Origin of the sequence: Pseudomonas sp. PLMAX, from assembly GCF_046042685.1 — a bacterium.
GTDB classification, from domain to species: Bacteria; Pseudomonadota; Gammaproteobacteria; order Pseudomonadales; family Pseudomonadaceae; genus Aquipseudomonas; species Aquipseudomonas putida_AE.
In genome coordinates this window covers 5,501,986-5,517,419 of the sequence record NZ_CP064949.1, presented here as the reverse complement: position 1 = coordinate 5,517,419, position 15,434 = coordinate 5,501,986, and the positions used below count along the sequence as shown (strand labels likewise).

Below are 15,434 nucleotides of genomic sequence, written 5' to 3'. Positions count from 1 at the left end.
TCCATCATGAATATGCCTGTAAGCAAAACCGCCGTCGTCAAGGCGCCGGAACAACCAAAAACTGCTATCTCGGCTCTCTGGCGCCCGGCGCTGGTGCAAGCGTTCGTCAAGCTCGACCCACGGCAATTGCAGCGTGCGCCGGTGATGCTGGTGGTCGAACTGACGGCGATCCTGACCACCGTGCTGTGCTTCATTCCCGACACGGCGGTGCCGACCTTCGTCGCCGCGCAAATTGCCCTGTGGCTGTGGTTCACCGTGCTGTTCGCCAACTTCGCCGAGGCCTTGGCCGAAGGTCGCGGCAAGGCCCGCGCCGACAGCCTCAAGGCCGGTAGCGAAGGCTTGAGCGCCCGACGCAGGACCAGCAACGGCAGCTTTCAGGTAGTGCCAGCCGCCAACCTGCGCAAGGGCGATGTGGTGCGCGTCGAAGCGGGGGAGATGATCCCCGGCGACGGCGAGGTGATCGAAGGCATCGCGGCGGTCAACGAAGCGGCGATCACCGGTGAATCGGCGCCGGTGATTCGTGAATCCGGTGGCGACCGCTCGGCCGTGACCGGCAACACCCGCCTGGTGTCTGACTGGCTGCTGGTGAAGATCACCGCCAATCCCGGCGAGTCGACCCTGGATCGCATGATCGCCCTGGTCGAAGGCGCCAAGCGCCAGAAAACCCCGAACGAAGTGGCGCTGGACATCCTGCTGATCGGCCTGACCCTGATCTTCCTGCTGGTGGTGGTCACCCTGCAGCCGTTCGCCCACTTCGCCAATGGCAGCCTGCCGCTGGTGTTCCTGGTGGCCTTGCTGGTCACGCTGATCCCGACCACCATCGGCGGCCTGTTGTCCGCCATCGGTATCGCCGGCATGGACCGCCTGGTGCGCCTGAACGTGATCGCCAAGTCCGGTCGCGCCGTGGAGGCGGCGGGGGACGTGCACGTCCTGCTGCTGGACAAGACCGGCACCATCACCTTCGGTAACCGTCGTTGCTCGGCGGTGTATGCCGCGCCGGGTGTGAGTAGCAAGGAACTGGCCGAGGGTGCGTTGTTCGCGTCCCTGGCCGACGACACCGCTGAAGGCAAGTCCATCGTCGAGTACTTGCGCGGCCTTCATCCGCAGGCCGAGCCGTCCGCCGAACTGCTGACAGCCGTGCCGTTCAGCGCCGAAACCCGCCTGTCCGGTGTCGACTATCAGGGTCGCGTGTATCGCAAGGGTGCGGTGGATTCGTTGCTGGCGTTCGTGGGCCTCAAGCGCGCAGAGCTGGCGCCGGCGCTGTCCCGTGAAATCGACAAGATCGCCCAGAGCGGCGGCACCCCGTTGCTGGTCTGCGCCGACGGCAAACTGCTCGGCGCGATCCACCTCAAGGACGTGGTCAAGCCGGGCATCCGCGAGCGTTTCGCCGAGCTGCGCAAACTGGGGATCCGCACGGTCATGGTCACCGGCGACAACCCGCTGACCGCCGCGGCGATTGCCGCTGAAGCGGGCGTGGACGACGTGTTGGCCGAAGCCACGCCGGAGAAAAAACTGGCGCGCATCCGCCACGAGCAAAACGACGGGCGCCTGGTGGCCATGTGTGGCGACGGTGCCAACGACGCCCCGGCCCTGGCCCAGGCGGACGTGGGCATGGCGATGAACGACGGCACCCAGGCGGCGCGCGAAGCGGCGAACATGGTCGACCTCGACAGCGACCCGACCAAGCTGCTGGACGTGGTGCAGATCGGCAAGGAACTGCTGGTGACCCGCGGCGCGCTGACGACCTTTTCCATCGCCAACGACGTGGCCAAGTACTTCGCCATCCTGCCGGCCCTGTTCGCCGCGATCTACCCGCAACTGGGCGTGTTGAACGTCATGCAGCTGCACAGCCCGCAGAGCGCGATTCTCTCGGCGATCGTGTTCAACGCCCTGATCATCGTGGTGCTGATCCCGTTGGCGCTGCGTGGTGTGCGGGTGCAGGCGGCGAGTGCGGCGGCGTTGTTGCGACGCAATCTGCTGATCTATGGGCTGGGCGGGCTTCTGGTGCCGTTCGTGGGGATCAAGGCGATCGACATGCTGTTGACGGCGTTGCATCTGGTTTGACCTTAGCAGGGTGCCAGATGCACCGCTTTGCGAGCAAGCCCGCTCCCACATTTGAAATGCATTCCCCTGTGGGAGCGGGCTTGCTCGCGAAGAATGCGACACGGTCCACCTGACTGGACGCTGTATTTTTTCGCCGAATTCGAGGATTTTGAAATGTCCACAATGATACGCCCGGCCCTGAGCCTGCTGGTCCTGATGACCCTGATCACCGGCGTCGCCTATCCCCTGGTGGTCACCGGCGTGGCCCAGGTCGCCTTCCCGGACCAGGCCAATGGCAGCCTGGTGCGCGATGCCGACGGCAAGGTTCGCGGCTCAACGCTGATCGCCCAGGATTTCGTCGGCGACGCCTGGTTCCACCCACGGCCATCGGCCGGTGCCTTTGCCACCGTGTCGAGCAGCGCCAGCAACCTGTCGCCGAGCAACCCGGCCCTGGCCACCTGGGTGATCGACGATGCCAACAAACTCCAGGTCCCAGGGCAGGGGCCGGTACCGCTGGCAATGCTCACCACCTCTGGCAGCGGCCTCGATCCGCACTTGCCACCGGCCGCGATTGCCTATCAACTGGCGCGTGTCGCGACAGCGCGCAATCTGCCGGTGGCGACCCTGCAGAATCTGTTGGATGCGCACATCGAGCGGCCATTGGTGGGCCCACCCGTGGTGAATGTGCTTGAGTTGAATCAGGCGCTGGAAAAGCTCTAAATCAAAAGATCGCAGCCTTCGGCAGCTCCTACAGGTGTCCGCCGATCCCCTGTAGGAGCTGCCGCAGGCTGCGATCTTTTGAGGCCACACCCAAATCCCAAATCGAACAAGGCAAAGACAAATGAGCGACTCCGGCCGCGCCGACGCGCTGTTAGCAGACCTGCCCCGCGATGGCCGTGGCCGGCTCAAGGTGTTCCTCGGCGCCGCGCCCGGTGTAGGCAAGACCTACGCCATGCTGCAAGCCGCCCACAGCCAACTGCGCCAGGGCGTGAAAGTCATTGCTGGCGTGGTCGAAACCCATGGCCGCGCCGAGACCGAAGCGTTGCTCGGCGGCTTGCCGCAACTGCCGTTGGTGCGCTCGTCATACCGTGGCGTGGAGCTCGAGGAAATGGACCTCGACGGTCTGCTCGCGGCCAAGCCAAGGCTGGTGCTGGTGGACGAACTGGCCCACACCAACGCCCCCGGCAGCCGACACGAAAAGCGCTGGCAGGACATTCAGGAACTGCTCGCCGCCGGCATCGACGTGTACACCACGGTCAACGTCCAGCACCTGGAAAGCCTCAATGATCAGGTGCGCGGCATCACCGGCGTGCAGGTGCGCGAAACCCTGCCGGACTGGGTGTTGCAGGAAGCCTACGAACTGCTGCTGATCGACCTGCCGCCACGGGAATTACTCGAGCGCCTGCGCGACGGCAAGGTCTACGTGCCGGAGCAGGCGCGGGCGGCGATCGATGCGTTTTTCTCCCAGACCAACCTCACCGCCCTGCGCGAACTGGCCATGCAAACGGCCGCCGCCCAGGTCGACAACGACCTGACCCAGGGTTATCGCCAGATGGGGCAGGCGGCGCCCACGGTGCGTGGTCGCTTGCTGGTCGGCGTCGATGGCGATGCCCAGGCCGAGCGCCTGGTGCGTCACGCCAGCCGCGTCGCCCAGCGACGGCATCTGCCGTGGAGCCTGGTGCATGTGGACAACGGCAGCCTGCGTGACGAGCAGTCGCGCCTGCGCCTGCAAAGTGCCCAGCAACTGGCTGAACGCCTCGGCGGTGAAGTGGTGCTGCTGCGGGCTGGCGAGGTGGCGAAAACCCTGATCCAGCACGCCGCCGAACGCCGCGCGAGCCTGGTGCTGGTAGCCCAGTCGCGGCCGCGCCTGCGCCGTCGCCTGTTTGGTGGCGGCCTGGCGGCGCGCTTGCTGCGCAACGCCCGCGGGCTGGAAATCAACGTGCTCGACACCGAGCATGAACAGCATCAGCCACGCCAGCGCTCAATGCAGTCGCTGGTCTGGTTCGACTACGCCCTGGCTGTGGTGGCGACGGTGTTGGCCACTGCCCTGGCCTGGGCGGTGGCGAGCGTGCTGCCGTTGCCGAACATCTCGCTGGTGTTCCTCGCCGCCGTGTTGCTGGTGGCGGTGCGCAGCAGTCTGGGCCCGGCACTGGCCTGTGCGGCGTTGTCGTTCCTGACCTACGATTTTTTGTTCATTCCGCCGAATTTTTCCTTCAGCATCCAGCGCGAAGAAGACGTCCTGACCTTGCTGTTCTTCCTGCTGATGGCGGCCCTCACCGGCAACCTCGCGGCGCGCCAGCGCCGGCAATTGCAGGCCCTGCGTGACACCCAGGAAGAGACCAGCGAACTGCTCGACCTGTCGCGCAAACTCACCGCCGCCACCGACCGCCAGGCCGTGGTCAGCGCGGCGACCCAGCACCTCAACGGCTGGAGCGATGTGCAACTGTGCCTGCTCAACCGCGATGGCCAGAGCGGCTGGAAAGTCGAGACCGGTGGCCCGCTGGAATTCACCGAAGCCGAACGCGCCGCCGCCGATTGGGCCTGGCAGCACGATCAACCGGCGGGCGCGGGCACCGGGACTTTACCGTTCGGCCGTTGGTGGTGGTGGCCCTTGTCGGTGGAGGACGGTCCGCTGGCGCTGCTCGGTGTGTGTGCGAAAGAGGGCCAGACCTTGAGCGGCCAGCGTCGGCGTCTGTTGACCGCATTGAGCCAGCCGCTGGCCCAGGCACTGGCCCGCGCGCAATTGGTCGATGACCTGGAAGCCGCGCGGTTGCACGGCGAAACCGAACAACTGCGCAGTGCCTTGCTGGCGTCGGTGTCCCACGATCTGCGCACGCCACTGACTTCCATGCGCGGCAGCATCGACAGCCTGCTGGCCCTCGGCGAGGCCATTCCACTGGAGGATCGCCGTGAACTGCTGGAAGGCACCCGCGATGAAGCCGAACGCCTCGATCGCTACATTCAGAACCTGCTGGACATGACCCGCCTCGGTCACGGCGCGTTGAAGCTGGCGCGGGACTGGGTGTCACCGGCGGACATCGTCGGCAGTGCGCTCAATCGCCTGCGCGCGGTGCTGGCGCCGTTGCAGGTCAGCACTGAAGTGCCGGGGGAGCTACCGCTGCTGTTCGTGCATGCGGCGCTGATCGAACAGGCGCTGGTCAACGTGCTGGAAAACGCCGCGCGGTTTTCCCCCGCCCATGGGCGCCTGCAATTGCGTGCCGGGGCGGACGACACCGAGCTGTTTTTCTCGGTGAGCGACGAAGGCCCGGGGATTCCGCAGGACGAGCGGGCGAAGATTTTCGACATGTTCTACACCGCCGCCCGTGGCGACCGGGGCGGGCAGGGCACCGGGCTGGGGCTGGCGATCTGTCAGGGCATGGTCGGTGCCCATGGCGGGCGGATCAGCGTCGCCGACGGCATCGAAGGGCGCGGCACCTGCATCACCCTGCACTTGCCGCTGCAGGCGCAGCCCGGATATGAGGGTGAAGCCTGATCGTGCGTGCGCTACTCTCTTGCCACTTCTTTGTGTTGACGTGAATTCATGAGCCAGACCGCGACCATTTTGGTCATCGACGACGAACCGCAGATCCGCAAATTCCTGCGCATCAGCCTCGTTTCCCAAGGCTACAAGGTACTGGAGGCCGGCACCGGCACCGAAGGCCTGGCACAGGCGGCCTTGAACAAGCCGGACTTGCTGGTGCTCGACCTCGGCTTGCCGGACATGGACGGCCAACAGGTGTTGCGCGAGTTTCGCGAGTGGTCGACGGTGCCGGTGCTGGTGCTCTCGGTGCGGGCCGCTGAAGGGCAGAAAGTCGAGGCGCTGGATGGCGGCGCCAATGACTACGTGACCAAGCCGTTCGGCATCCAGGAATTCCTGGCGCGGATTCGTGCGCTGCTGCGCCAGGCGCCGGTGGGCGAAACCCAGCCAGCGGCGCTGTCCTTCGGCCCGCTGATGGTGGACCTGGCCTATCGCCGGGTCTTGCTCGATGGCAGCGAAGTCGCGCTGACCCGCAAGGAATACGCGGTGCTGGCGCAACTGGCACGGCATCCCGGACGGGTTATCACCCAGCAGCAATTGCTCAAGGACATCTGGGGGCCGACCCATACCGAAGACACGCATTACCTGCGGATCGTGGTTGGGCACCTGCGCCAGAAACTGGCGGATGACCCGACACAGCCCAGGTTCATCGTGACCGAGGCGGGGGTGGGGTATCGGTTATTGAGTGAGGGCAGTCTCTGATTTTGTGTTGCCTGTGGGGGCCTCTTCGCTGGCAAGCCAGCTCCTACAGAGGACGCTGAGATCCCTGTAGGAGCTGGCTTGCCAGCGAAGAGGCCCGCACATTCACCCAAGAACCTCAGGAATCCCGCTCATTCTCGTACCGGTCCAAAGTATCGCGCGCAATCTCCCGCCCCAGCGCGATCAACTCCGGCGCCTTGTAGAACTCGAAAAACCGGCACACCCGCTTCGGCACGTTGATCAGGATGTCCGGCGGATACCCGGCAATCTTGTATTGCGCCAACGAGGTCTGCATCACCTCGAAACTCTGGTTGATCAAGTCCAGCAGGGACGCCGGCCCCACGTTGTCGATGATGAACGACCCTGTGGCCGATTTCGGCGCGCCGTCCTGCTCGGGCGCGGCCGCCGGTTGTTGCGAGTCAGGCTTGGCCGACTCGACCCAAGGGTTGATCTCCGCCGCTTCGGCCAACAGCGCTTCCTTCTCCAGCAGCAGCAATTGCTCGGCCTGCTTGCGCCGGAACGGCATCTTCGAACCCAGGGAATTGATCAGGCTGTCGAAGCGGGTCTTGAACGCGGCCGGGCGCTGGATCACCGGCAACTGGTAGTGACGCTGGTTGGTGGAGTTGAGGTTGACCGCGATGATCAGGTCGCAATGGCTCGACACCACCGGCACGATCGGCAACGGGTTGAGGATGCCGCCATCGACCAGCATGCGATTGCCCTGCATCACCGGCGTAAACAGGCTGGGAATGGCCGCCGAGGCACGCATGGCCTGGTGCAGGCAGCCTTCCTGGAACCAGATTTCCTGCTGGTTGGTCAGGTCGGTGGCCACCGCCGTATAGGGGATGCGCAGGTCTTCGATATTGATTTCACCCACGATCTTGCGGATCTGCCCGAAGACCTTTTCCCCGCGGATCGCCCCTAGACGAAAACTGACGTCCACCAGGCGCAGCACGTCGAGATAATCCAGGCTCTCGATCCAGTCGCGATAATCATCGAGTTTGCCGGCGGCGTAGATCCCGCCGACCACCGCACCCATGGAACAACCGGCGATACAGGCGATATCGTAGCCACGCCGTTCGATTTCCTGGATAACGCCGATATGGGCATAGCCCCGGGCTCCACCCGAGCCCAACACCAGTGCGACACGCTTTTTCATTGATCGCCCTCGTTTGAATGGTTCAACAATGCACCCTTCGAGGGGCCCGCTTCAATCGGCAGGTCGTTCGGTCGCGCGAATGGGTCGTTTTTTCGACACTCCATGGCGGCTGATGGGTATTCTCCCGCCGCAGGGTTTGCGTTGGCGATGGACGGCACTTTTTGCCCGCCAGACCGTCCTACCTGCATGACTGTTTTCCTATCTTTGAGGTGTAAGAAATGAAAGCCTGGATCTGTGTGCCACTGATTGCCCTGGCACTGGCCGGTTGTGCCGGCAAAACCGCCTATCGCGACAGCTGCGGCAGCCAGCTCGATGCCGCGTGGCGAGAGCTGGACCTGGCCAAGGCCGAAGGCTTCGCCGGTACCGTCAGCTACTCCAAGGCGTTGTCGCTGCTGACCGCGGCCAAGACCCAGCAGCAATTCGAAGGCTTCGAGGGCTGCTCGAAAAAGGCCGAAAAGGCGCGTTTCTATATTCGTGAATCGCGCGCGGGGCGATAGAAGCAGCTACAAGTTATAAGCTGCAAGCTGCAAGTGAGTTCGCTTGCAGCTTATAACTTGCAGCTTGCAGCTGTTTACGGAGTAAATCCCATGATCAACCGGCTGGTCGCCCGCGTCCTGGGCCTGGAAATTCGTCTGCTGGCCTGTCAGGCACGCTTGAGTGCCCATACCGACCCTGAGGCCTTGCACGACTTGCGCACCACGATGCGCCGGTTGCGCAGCCTGTTGCGGCCCTTGCGTGGCTTGCCCGGCGTCGAGCAGCTGGAAGTGGCGGCGTCCGCAGTTGGTGACTTGACCACGCCATTGCGCGATCGTGAAGTGATGGCGGCCTACTTGCTGGAGCACGATCAACCGCAAGCCGCGCAGCGACGCATGGCGCAAATGGCCAAGGCTTATCCCGCGGTGGCGACCAGTAATGAGCTGGCGCAGCTGCTGATGATCCTCGATGCCTTCCCGCGATTCCTGCGCGCCGCCCAACGCCAGGGGTTGCTCAAGGGGCTCGTCAAGCGCATCGAAAAACGCCTGGACAAGCAGTGGAAGAAACTCGACAGCGCCCTGCACGATCCCGCCCATGACCGTCATCGTTTGCGCCTGCTGATCAAGCGTGTGCGTTACGGCATCGACGCCTATCCCGAACTGGATCGCCTGCCCAAGGCCGCCATGCCCCGCTTGAAAGCAGCCCAGGGGGCCCTGGGGGACTGGCATGACTGTGTGCAATGGCTGGCCATGGCCGAGCAGGAGGCGGATCTGCAGCCTTGTGTCGCCGTTTGGCAAACCACCATGGCCAAGGCCGAACAGCGCGCCGACCGCGTCCTGGACAAGCTCAGCGCCGACTGCTTCAAATCCTGAAACCCCCACGGCCCCTTTGTAGGAGCGAGCTTGCTCGCGATGGACTCAAGGACACCGCGTACATTCAGGATGAACGCGTTATCGTTAACGTCCATCGCGAGCAAGCTCGCTCCTACAGGGGCACAGACGGCTCATCTGTCAGTCAATTTGACCGGAATAGGCACTGTACAGCCTCCGTGAGCTGGTTAAGATCCCCTCATCTTTATCCTTTTCTTGAGGTCTTCATGCGCTTTTGCGATCTGCTCGACGCTGTCCGCCGTCAGCCACGCGAACTGTCGATCCCGGCCGGATGGGCACAAGGGCGCGCCAGCTTCGGCGGCCTGGTGGCCGCTCTGCAATACGAAGCCATGCGCGCCCAGGTGCCGGCGGACCGGCCGGTGCGCTCGCTGGCGATCACCTTTGTCGGTCCGGTCGAACCCGACGTGCCGGTCAGTTTTGAAGTCGATGTACTGCGCGAGGGCAAGGCCGTCAGCCAGGTGCTGGGCCGGGCGATGCAGAAGGGCCAGGTGGTGACCCTGGTCCAGGGCAGCTTCGGCGCTTCGCGTCCATCGCAAGTGAAGGTAAAGGCAGAACCGGCGCCAGAGATGAAGCATTGGGAGGACTGCCAGGAACTGCCTTTCATCGAGGGCGTGGTCCCGCAATTCATGCAGCATCTGGCGATGCGCTGGAGTGTTGGCGGGCTGCCGTTTTCCGGCAGTACATCCCGTCAGATGGGCGGCTGGGTGCGCTTGCGCGGCGATGTGAAGGAGGAGCCGGTCACCGAGGCCCATATCCTCGCGCTGGTCGATGCCTGGCCACCGGCCCTGATGCCGTTCCTCAAGCAACCGGCGATGGGCAGCACGCTGACCTGGACCATCGAATTCGTCCAGCCGTTACTGGCGCTTAGCACTCTGGACTGGTGCAAGTACCTGGTTGAAACCGAACATGCCGCCGACGGCTACGGCCATGCCGCGGCGAAGCTGTGGGACGAGGAGGGGCGGTTGATTGCCATGAGCCGGCAGACGGTGACAGTGTTCGCCTGATCAATTCGCCTGATCAGTGCCGACGGTGGCGCTCCCGCCAGGCGCGCCACCAGCCGCCGCTGAGAAAAAATCGCGGGAAGGTCAGGAACTGCTCGACCAGCAGGCGCGAGACCGCATCCTTACGATCGCTGAACGGCTCGGCGGCTTGCAGCTCCAGGGTATGGCCGTGACGCTGCAAACCCAGTGCGGCGATCACGCCGATGATGCCGATGGCGAAGTTCGCCAGGTTCAGGCCGAACACCCCGGTGACGATCAGCAGGAACGCGACGATGAACAACGGCACGGCGATCAGGTGCAGCACCAGGTTGGTCGGGTGCTGGTGATTGTTCGGGTAGGCACGCCATTGCCAGGCGGGAAGGTTGGGGTGACGTTTACCCATGATGCTGATCCTCGATCCATGTTGAACTGATGAATCAAGGATAGGCCCGGTCATTGCAGGCGGCGAATCAAGCTTGGCTATCGAAGCGATAGCGATCATGGGCATTCTCGATGTTGGCCGTTACAGCTTGAGCTGCCCGATCGCCTTGCTCAACTGACCGGCCAACGCCGCCAGCTCGTCACTGGTGGTTGCCGAACTGACAGTCTGGCGCACCGTATTCTCGGTCACATCGCGAATGCTCACCACCGCGCGGTTCATCTCTTCGGCCACCTGGCTCTGTTGCTCGGCCGCCACGGCGATCTGGGTGTTGCTTTCACGCATCTGCGCCACCGCCCCGGTGATCTGCGCCAACGCGGCCCCGGCCTCCTGCGCCTGCTGTACGCATTCGTCGGCCTTGAATGAACTCTCCTGCATGAAGTCCACCGCATCGCGAGTGCCCGATTGCAAAGCAGACACCATCACGGTGATTTCATCGGTGGAGGTTTGCACGCGCTTGGCCAGGTTGCGCACTTCATCGGCGACCACCGCAAATCCACGGCCCATTTCACCGGCCCGGGCCGCTTCGATCGCCGCGTTCAGCGCCAGCAGATTGGTCTGCTCGGCAATGCTGTGGATCACATTGACCACCCCGTTGATCTTTTGGCTGTCCTCGGCCAGGCGCTGGATCATCTCGGCGGTCTGCTGCACCCCGGTCGACAGCCCGGCAATCGATCGCTGCACGCGCATCACCACTTCCTGGCCGCTGCCGGCCAGGGTGTCGGCCGATTGCGACAGGTCGCGGGTGGCACCGGCGTGCTGGGCGATGTGATAGACGGTGGCGGTCATTTCATTGATGGCCGTCGCCGCCTGATCGGTTTCGCTCTGCTGGCCCAGCATGCCGTGACGCACTTCATTCATGCTCGAGGCCAGGCGTGCGGCACCGTCGTCCAGTTGCCGGACCGTGCTGGCGACGGTGCCGACCACGCGTTGGTAACCGGCCTGCATGGCGTTGAAAGCGTTGGCCATCTGCCCGACTTCGTCGCTGCAGGTCAGCGGGACGCGGGCCGACAGGTCGCCGGTTTTTTCGACGTGCAGCATCACGTCCTTCAAGGTATTGAGCTGGCTGAGCAAAAAACGGATCAACAACTGTGAGGCGCCAAGCATCGCCAGCATCAGGATGAACACCGCCACCGCATAGTTGGCGAAACGCTCGCCAAACACCTGGGCCAGGCTTGGGCCATGGGCAATCAGCGCGACCCGCTGGCCATCCTCGCGGGTGAAGACTTCGGCGCCGATCGGCAGGTTGTCACCGACATACGGCAGCGCATTGAGCTCGACCCAACCGTTGGCATCGGCCAGTGCCTGCAGCGGCTGGCCGTTGAGCATCGGTGCCTGGCCCTGATCGAAAGTCAGCAGATGCTCTGCCTTGGGCAGCGGCTGCCCGGCAGGCCAGTCTGCGAGCAGTCGCGCCTGAGCCTGGGCCGATGCCTGGGCGGCATGGCTGCGGGCCTGTTGCTCGAGGTGCACGGCATAAAACACCAGCAGGAGCGTGGTGACGAAGGCGACCGCATTGACCGCCCAGAATTTGTACTTCAACGAGATGTTGCTAAGCCAGGCACCCATGGAGGTCTTCTCTGATAGCGGAAACAGTTTTGGCAAGGTGCCATTATTGTGCCGCTACTCGTAGGCTGATCGCTTGATGTGGGTCAAGATCACGAGCAATGTTTGCTCGCCGCCATCGCCGGGCGTAATGCGCTATCCTTCGCGCCCAGAAAATTACTTGCTACAGGATCCGCCCCCATGAAAGCCGCACTCATCGAACTCATCAGCAACATCAGCTCCGGGTGCATGGGCGATGACGAAATCGAGAAAGTCGCTGACGAAGCGGCCCAGGCCTACGCTGATCCAGCGGCTTTCCTGAGCGCCAACCCGGACATCAACTACGACGACACTTTCCCGATCCCGCTGGGTGAGTGGGTGGTCGTTGGCAGCCTGCCCGAGACCGTGCTGTTCCAGGCCGACACCTACATGGACCTGTTTGCCCAGATCGTTGCCTCGTTCGGCCCGGGGGTGGAGTTCAATCTCAAACCCAAGCAGCTGGCCAAGACCGAAGCCCTGACCGCGCTCAATCGCATCCAGGTGCAGATGAGCAGCCTGAACAAGGAAAACGGCGGTTACACGCTGATGAACTTCAGCCAGTTGCTGGATGATGAACTGCAAGTGGTCCTGGTCTACGGCAATGCCGTGCCACGGGTACTGGAGCTGTGCGCCGAAGTCGGCATCGCCGCCACCCCCTCGCTGGAAGCCTTGAAAGTGGCGATCCACGTCTGAATCGGTAAAGCTGTCAAAAAAAAGGAACCCTGGTCAGGGCCGTCTATCCTATGAGGGCATACCACTCTTCGGGAGCGTCATCATGGGTTCCACGTTCAATAGCCTGGTTGGCCTGATCATTCTTGCCTTGGACATCTGGGCAATCATCAACGTGCTCAAAAGCGGCGCCGAGACCGGGATGAAGATCTTCTGGGTGCTGTTGATCCTGTTGCTGCCGGTTCTGGGCCTGATCATCTGGGCCATCGCAGGGCCGCGAGGAAATGTACGCGTCTGACGAAAGAACACTCGCCGGAACATTTGCCCGGCGTCCAAGGTCGAGATAGATGTAGGCCCATTCATGGGTTTTATCGAGGAGGCACCGATGCAAAAGTGGAAAGTCACTTTCGTGGATGATCATGGTGAAGTAATCGACGAAGTCTTCGAGTGCGACGAGTGCCCGAATCACGAGCAGGCCGCCAGACTCATCAAGGAACGGCTCCTTCCTGTGGCCGCCGAACTGGATCTGAATGATCTGGAGGGGCGAACCAGCGATGCAGGCGTAAAAAACCTGAAAACCCAGAACAGTATCGAAATCCGCAGCATTACCCCCATCTGAACCACTTCTTGTCCTTGACTGCTGTAAAACCAGGCCTTGGCAGCGCCTCTATCTTGGGGCTACTCTGCAATCGAGATCAGCGAATGGATCGCTAAGGTCTGGTCTTGTCAGCTCCATGCTTGTTTCCCATCGACATCTGGTTGTCGATTCGTGCGTACCCTCTGGGTCGCGCACCCAGGGAGTACGGAAAGTCTATCCATCAGTTTGAGGAGGACGTTTCATGAGCACAGCCTATCAAGAAGACATCAGCAGCAGTGTGCTGCGCCGCATGAAAGAAGGCGGTTTCGACTTTTCCCGGTTCCATCCCATCGAGTTCTACGCCATTTTCCCGGACGAGGAGCGGGCACGCAGGGCGGCAGGACATTTCCACCGTGGTGAATCCCTGGATGCGCAAGTCAGTGTGCGCGACGATGGCGCTTGGGCGCTGGAGTTGTGCAAGGTCATGTATGCGACCTACGACGACATCGGCGATTTCGAACAGGGTTTCGAGGCAGTGGTAGAGCCTCTGGGCGGTATCATCGAAGGCTGGGGTGTGAAACAGGAGGTACGAGGGCGACTCGCATAATCTTATGAACAGTGACACTCGGCAATGACGGCTGACCTTCGGGTTGGCCGTTTTCGTTTGTGCCGATGGAAATTCCACACGGTTTTGCAGGAGCCCGGCTTGCCGGCGAAGGCGTCCCCGAAGAACGCCGCATGACCTAATGACGCCTTCGCCGGCAAGCCGGCTCCTACAGAATATGCTAGTGATGGGCGACAACAACGCCTTGCAATGAAGCGGGGGCAGTCAGGTTGGGGCATTTGCCGCACAGGATTGGTGCGGTGCTCGCGTAGTGAATATCCAACCGATTGAAATCTAAGCGTTTCTGCCGATGGCACGGGCCTTGCGAAGGCCTGGATGTCCGGGTGACAAGGAGTACGGCATGATCCGCACCTATTTTGATGAAATGTACGATGCCGGCGGCCAGGTCCGCCCGCATTATCGGGAGTTTGCCCGTTGGCTGGCCGAAACGCCTGACGAGCTTCTGGCACAACGGCGACGCGAGGCCGATCTGTTGTTTCATCGCGCCGGGATTACCTTCACGCTCTACGGTGATGAGCAGGGGACAGAGCGCCTGATTCCCTTCGACACCATCCCGCGCAGCATCCCCGCCAGTGAATGGCGGGTGGTCGAGCGCGGCTGCATCCAGCGGGTCAAGGCGCTGAACATGTTCCTCGCCGACCTCTACCACGAGCAACGCATCATCAAGGCCGGGATCATTCCCGCCGAGCAGGTGCTGGCCAACGAGCAATACCAGTTGGCTATGCAGGGGCTCGACCTGCACCGGGATATCTATTCGCACATTTCCGGCGTCGACCTGGTGCGCGACGGTGACGGCACCTACTACGTGCTCGAAGACAACCTGCGTACACCCAGCGGCGTCAGCTACATGCTCGAAGACCGCAAGATGATGATGCGCCTGTTCCCCGAGCTGTTTGCGGCCCAGCGCATCGCCCCGATCGACCATTACCCGAACCTGTTGCTCGACACCCTGAAAAGCTCCAGCCCGATCGATAACCCGAGTGTCGTGGTGCTGACACCGGGGCGCTTCAACAGCGCATTCTTCGAGCATGCGTTCCTGGCGCGGGAAATGGGCGTCGAGCTGGTGGAGGGCGCGGATCTGTTCGTGCGTGACGACAAGGTGTTCATGCGCACCACCGACGGACCGAAAGCCGTCGACGTGATCTACCGCCGACTCGACGATGCGTTCCTCGACCCGCTGGCGTTCAATCCCGACTCGATGCTGGGCGTGCCGGGGCTGTTGTCGTCCTATCGTTCCGGCAATGTCGTGTTGGCGAACGCCATCGGTACCGGGGTGGCGGACGACAAATCGGTGTATCCGTTCGTCACCGACATGATCCGTTTCTATCTGGACGAAGAACCGATCCTGAAGAACGTGCCCACGTGGCAGTGTCGTAATCCATCTGAACTTTCCCACGTTCTGGCCAATCTTCCAGAGCTGGTGGTCAAGGAGACCCAGGGCTCCGGCGGCTACGGAATGCTGGTGGGGCCGGCGGCCACCGCAGCGGAAATCGAAGCCTTCCGCGCGCGCATCATCGCCAAGCCCCATGCCTACATCGCGCAGCCGACGCTGTCTTTGTCGACCTGTCCGACCTTTGTCGAAAGCGGCATCGCACCACGCCACATCGACCTGCGTCCGTTTGTATTGTCTGGCCGCGAAACCCGGGTCGTACCCGGCGGTTTGACCCGTGTCGCCCTGCGCGAAGGCTCCCTGGTGGTGAACTCCTCCCAGGGCGGCGGAACCAAGGACACCTGGGTGGTCGAGGAATGAAGGAAGCCTG

Annotated in this window: 15 protein-coding genes; 12 read left to right on the top strand and 3 right to left on the bottom strand. The window is 62.8% G+C overall.

What is annotated here, in order from left to right; genetic code table 11:
- The first annotated feature begins 6 nt into the window (after positions 1 to 6).
- From kdpB to DKB71_RS24970, 4 genes are all read left to right on the top strand, one after another.
- Positions 7 to 2,064 (top strand): potassium-transporting ATPase subunit KdpB, encoded by a 2,058-nt coding sequence (gene kdpB, locus DKB71_RS24985; RefSeq protein ID WP_408598104.1) that lies wholly within the window; start codon positions 7 to 9, stop codon positions 2,062 to 2,064.
- Positions 2,065 to 2,217: 153 nt separating this feature from the next.
- Positions 2,218 to 2,763: a potassium-transporting ATPase subunit KdpC gene (kdpC, locus tag DKB71_RS24980; protein WP_408598102.1), complete on the top strand. Its 546-nt coding sequence runs from the start codon at positions 2,218 to 2,220 to the stop codon at positions 2,761 to 2,763.
- Between the two features lie 121 nt (positions 2,764 to 2,884).
- Positions 2,885 to 5,536: a DUF4118 domain-containing protein gene (locus tag DKB71_RS24975; RefSeq protein ID WP_408598100.1), complete on the top strand. Its 2,652-nt coding sequence runs from the start codon at positions 2,885 to 2,887 to the stop codon at positions 5,534 to 5,536.
- 48 nt (positions 5,537 to 5,584) lie between these two features.
- On the top strand, positions 5,585 to 6,283 hold the full coding sequence (locus DKB71_RS24970) for a response regulator (protein WP_408598098.1): 699 nt from the start codon (positions 5,585 to 5,587) through the stop codon (positions 6,281 to 6,283).
- A 115-nt stretch (positions 6,284 to 6,398) separates the two neighbouring features.
- Here the strand turns inward: DKB71_RS24970 and DKB71_RS24965 are convergent, their stop codons facing one another.
- Entirely contained in the window at positions 6,399 to 7,439 is a 1,041-nt protein-coding gene (locus DKB71_RS24965; protein ID WP_274073125.1) for a patatin-like phospholipase family protein, read from the bottom strand.
- A gap of 218 nt (positions 7,440 to 7,657) precedes the next feature.
- Between DKB71_RS24965 and DKB71_RS24960 the strand changes: the two genes are divergently transcribed.
- From DKB71_RS24960 to DKB71_RS24950, 3 genes are all read left to right on the top strand, one after another.
- Positions 7,658 to 7,936 (top strand): hypothetical protein, encoded by a 279-nt coding sequence (locus DKB71_RS24960; RefSeq protein ID WP_008061821.1) that lies wholly within the window; start codon positions 7,658 to 7,660, stop codon positions 7,934 to 7,936.
- 90 nt (positions 7,937 to 8,026) lie between these two features.
- On the top strand, positions 8,027 to 8,785 hold the full coding sequence (locus tag DKB71_RS24955; RefSeq protein ID WP_274073126.1) for a CHAD domain-containing protein: 759 nt from the start codon (positions 8,027 to 8,029) through the stop codon (positions 8,783 to 8,785).
- Positions 8,786 to 9,009: 224 nt separating this feature from the next.
- The gene (locus DKB71_RS24950; RefSeq protein ID WP_408598095.1) at positions 9,010 to 9,807 is read left to right on the top strand and encodes an acyl-CoA thioesterase; all 798 of its coding nucleotides are present in this window, start codon (positions 9,010 to 9,012) and stop codon (positions 9,805 to 9,807) included.
- 13 nt (positions 9,808 to 9,820) lie between these two features.
- Here DKB71_RS24950 and DKB71_RS24945 read toward each other — a convergent pair whose 3' ends face one another.
- Both DKB71_RS24945 and DKB71_RS24940 read right to left on the bottom strand, forming a co-directional pair.
- Positions 9,821 to 10,186 (bottom strand): Mpo1-like protein, encoded by a 366-nt coding sequence (locus DKB71_RS24945; protein ID WP_274073128.1) that lies wholly within the window; start codon positions 10,184 to 10,186, stop codon positions 9,821 to 9,823.
- Between the two features lie 120 nt (positions 10,187 to 10,306).
- Positions 10,307 to 11,788, bottom strand: coding sequence for a methyl-accepting chemotaxis protein (locus tag DKB71_RS24940; protein ID WP_408598092.1), 1,482 nt, complete (start codon positions 11,786 to 11,788; stop codon positions 10,307 to 10,309).
- Between the two features lie 177 nt (positions 11,789 to 11,965).
- Between DKB71_RS24940 and DKB71_RS24935 the strand changes: the two genes are divergently transcribed.
- The 5 genes from DKB71_RS24935 to DKB71_RS24915 all read left to right on the top strand — a co-directional run bounded on the left by DKB71_RS24935 (position 11,966) and on the right by DKB71_RS24915 (position 15,424).
- Entirely contained in the window at positions 11,966 to 12,496 is a 531-nt protein-coding gene (locus tag DKB71_RS24935; RefSeq protein ID WP_408598090.1) for a hypothetical protein, read from the top strand.
- An 82-nt stretch (positions 12,497 to 12,578) separates the two neighbouring features.
- Positions 12,579 to 12,770, top strand: coding sequence for a PLDc N-terminal domain-containing protein (locus tag DKB71_RS24930; RefSeq protein WP_008061810.1), 192 nt, complete (start codon positions 12,579 to 12,581; stop codon positions 12,768 to 12,770).
- A gap of 87 nt (positions 12,771 to 12,857) precedes the next feature.
- Complete coding sequence (locus tag DKB71_RS24925) at positions 12,858 to 13,091, top strand: hypothetical protein (RefSeq protein WP_408598088.1); 234 nt, start codon at positions 12,858 to 12,860, stop codon at positions 13,089 to 13,091.
- 220 nt (positions 13,092 to 13,311) lie between these two features.
- Complete coding sequence (locus tag DKB71_RS24920; RefSeq protein ID WP_007971898.1) at positions 13,312 to 13,656, top strand: ribonuclease E inhibitor RraB; 345 nt, start codon at positions 13,312 to 13,314, stop codon at positions 13,654 to 13,656.
- Positions 13,657 to 14,014: 358 nt separating this feature from the next.
- Entirely contained in the window at positions 14,015 to 15,424 is a 1,410-nt protein-coding gene (locus tag DKB71_RS24915) for a circularly permuted type 2 ATP-grasp protein (RefSeq protein WP_408598085.1), read from the top strand.
- The last annotated feature ends 10 nt before the right edge of the window (positions 15,425 to 15,434 follow it).

Coding starts and splice junctions, on each gene's coding strand:
- kdpB (WP_408598104.1), top strand. CDS start 7: ATGAATATGCCTGTAAGCAAAACCGCCGTCGTCAAGGCGCCGGAACAA.
- kdpC (WP_408598102.1), top strand. CDS start 2,218: ATGTCCACAATGATACGCCCGGCCCTGAGCCTGCTGGTCCTGATGACC.
- DKB71_RS24975 (WP_408598100.1), top strand. CDS start 2,885: ATGAGCGACTCCGGCCGCGCCGACGCGCTGTTAGCAGACCTGCCCCGC.
- DKB71_RS24970 (WP_408598098.1), top strand. CDS start 5,585: ATGAGCCAGACCGCGACCATTTTGGTCATCGACGACGAACCGCAGATC.
- DKB71_RS24965 (WP_274073125.1), bottom strand. CDS start 7,439: ATGAAAAAGCGTGTCGCACTGGTGTTGGGCTCGGGTGGAGCCCGGGGC.
- DKB71_RS24960 (WP_008061821.1), top strand. CDS start 7,658: ATGAAAGCCTGGATCTGTGTGCCACTGATTGCCCTGGCACTGGCCGGT.
- DKB71_RS24955 (WP_274073126.1), top strand. CDS start 8,027: ATGATCAACCGGCTGGTCGCCCGCGTCCTGGGCCTGGAAATTCGTCTG.
- DKB71_RS24950 (WP_408598095.1), top strand. CDS start 9,010: ATGCGCTTTTGCGATCTGCTCGACGCTGTCCGCCGTCAGCCACGCGAA.
- DKB71_RS24945 (WP_274073128.1), bottom strand. CDS start 10,186: ATGGGTAAACGTCACCCCAACCTTCCCGCCTGGCAATGGCGTGCCTAC.
- DKB71_RS24940 (WP_408598092.1), bottom strand. CDS start 11,788: ATGGGTGCCTGGCTTAGCAACATCTCGTTGAAGTACAAATTCTGGGCG.
- DKB71_RS24935 (WP_408598090.1), top strand. CDS start 11,966: ATGAAAGCCGCACTCATCGAACTCATCAGCAACATCAGCTCCGGGTGC.
- DKB71_RS24930 (WP_008061810.1), top strand. CDS start 12,579: ATGGGTTCCACGTTCAATAGCCTGGTTGGCCTGATCATTCTTGCCTTG.
- DKB71_RS24925 (WP_408598088.1), top strand. CDS start 12,858: ATGCAAAAGTGGAAAGTCACTTTCGTGGATGATCATGGTGAAGTAATC.
- DKB71_RS24920 (WP_007971898.1), top strand. CDS start 13,312: ATGAGCACAGCCTATCAAGAAGACATCAGCAGCAGTGTGCTGCGCCGC.
- DKB71_RS24915 (WP_408598085.1), top strand. CDS start 14,015: ATGATCCGCACCTATTTTGATGAAATGTACGATGCCGGCGGCCAGGTC.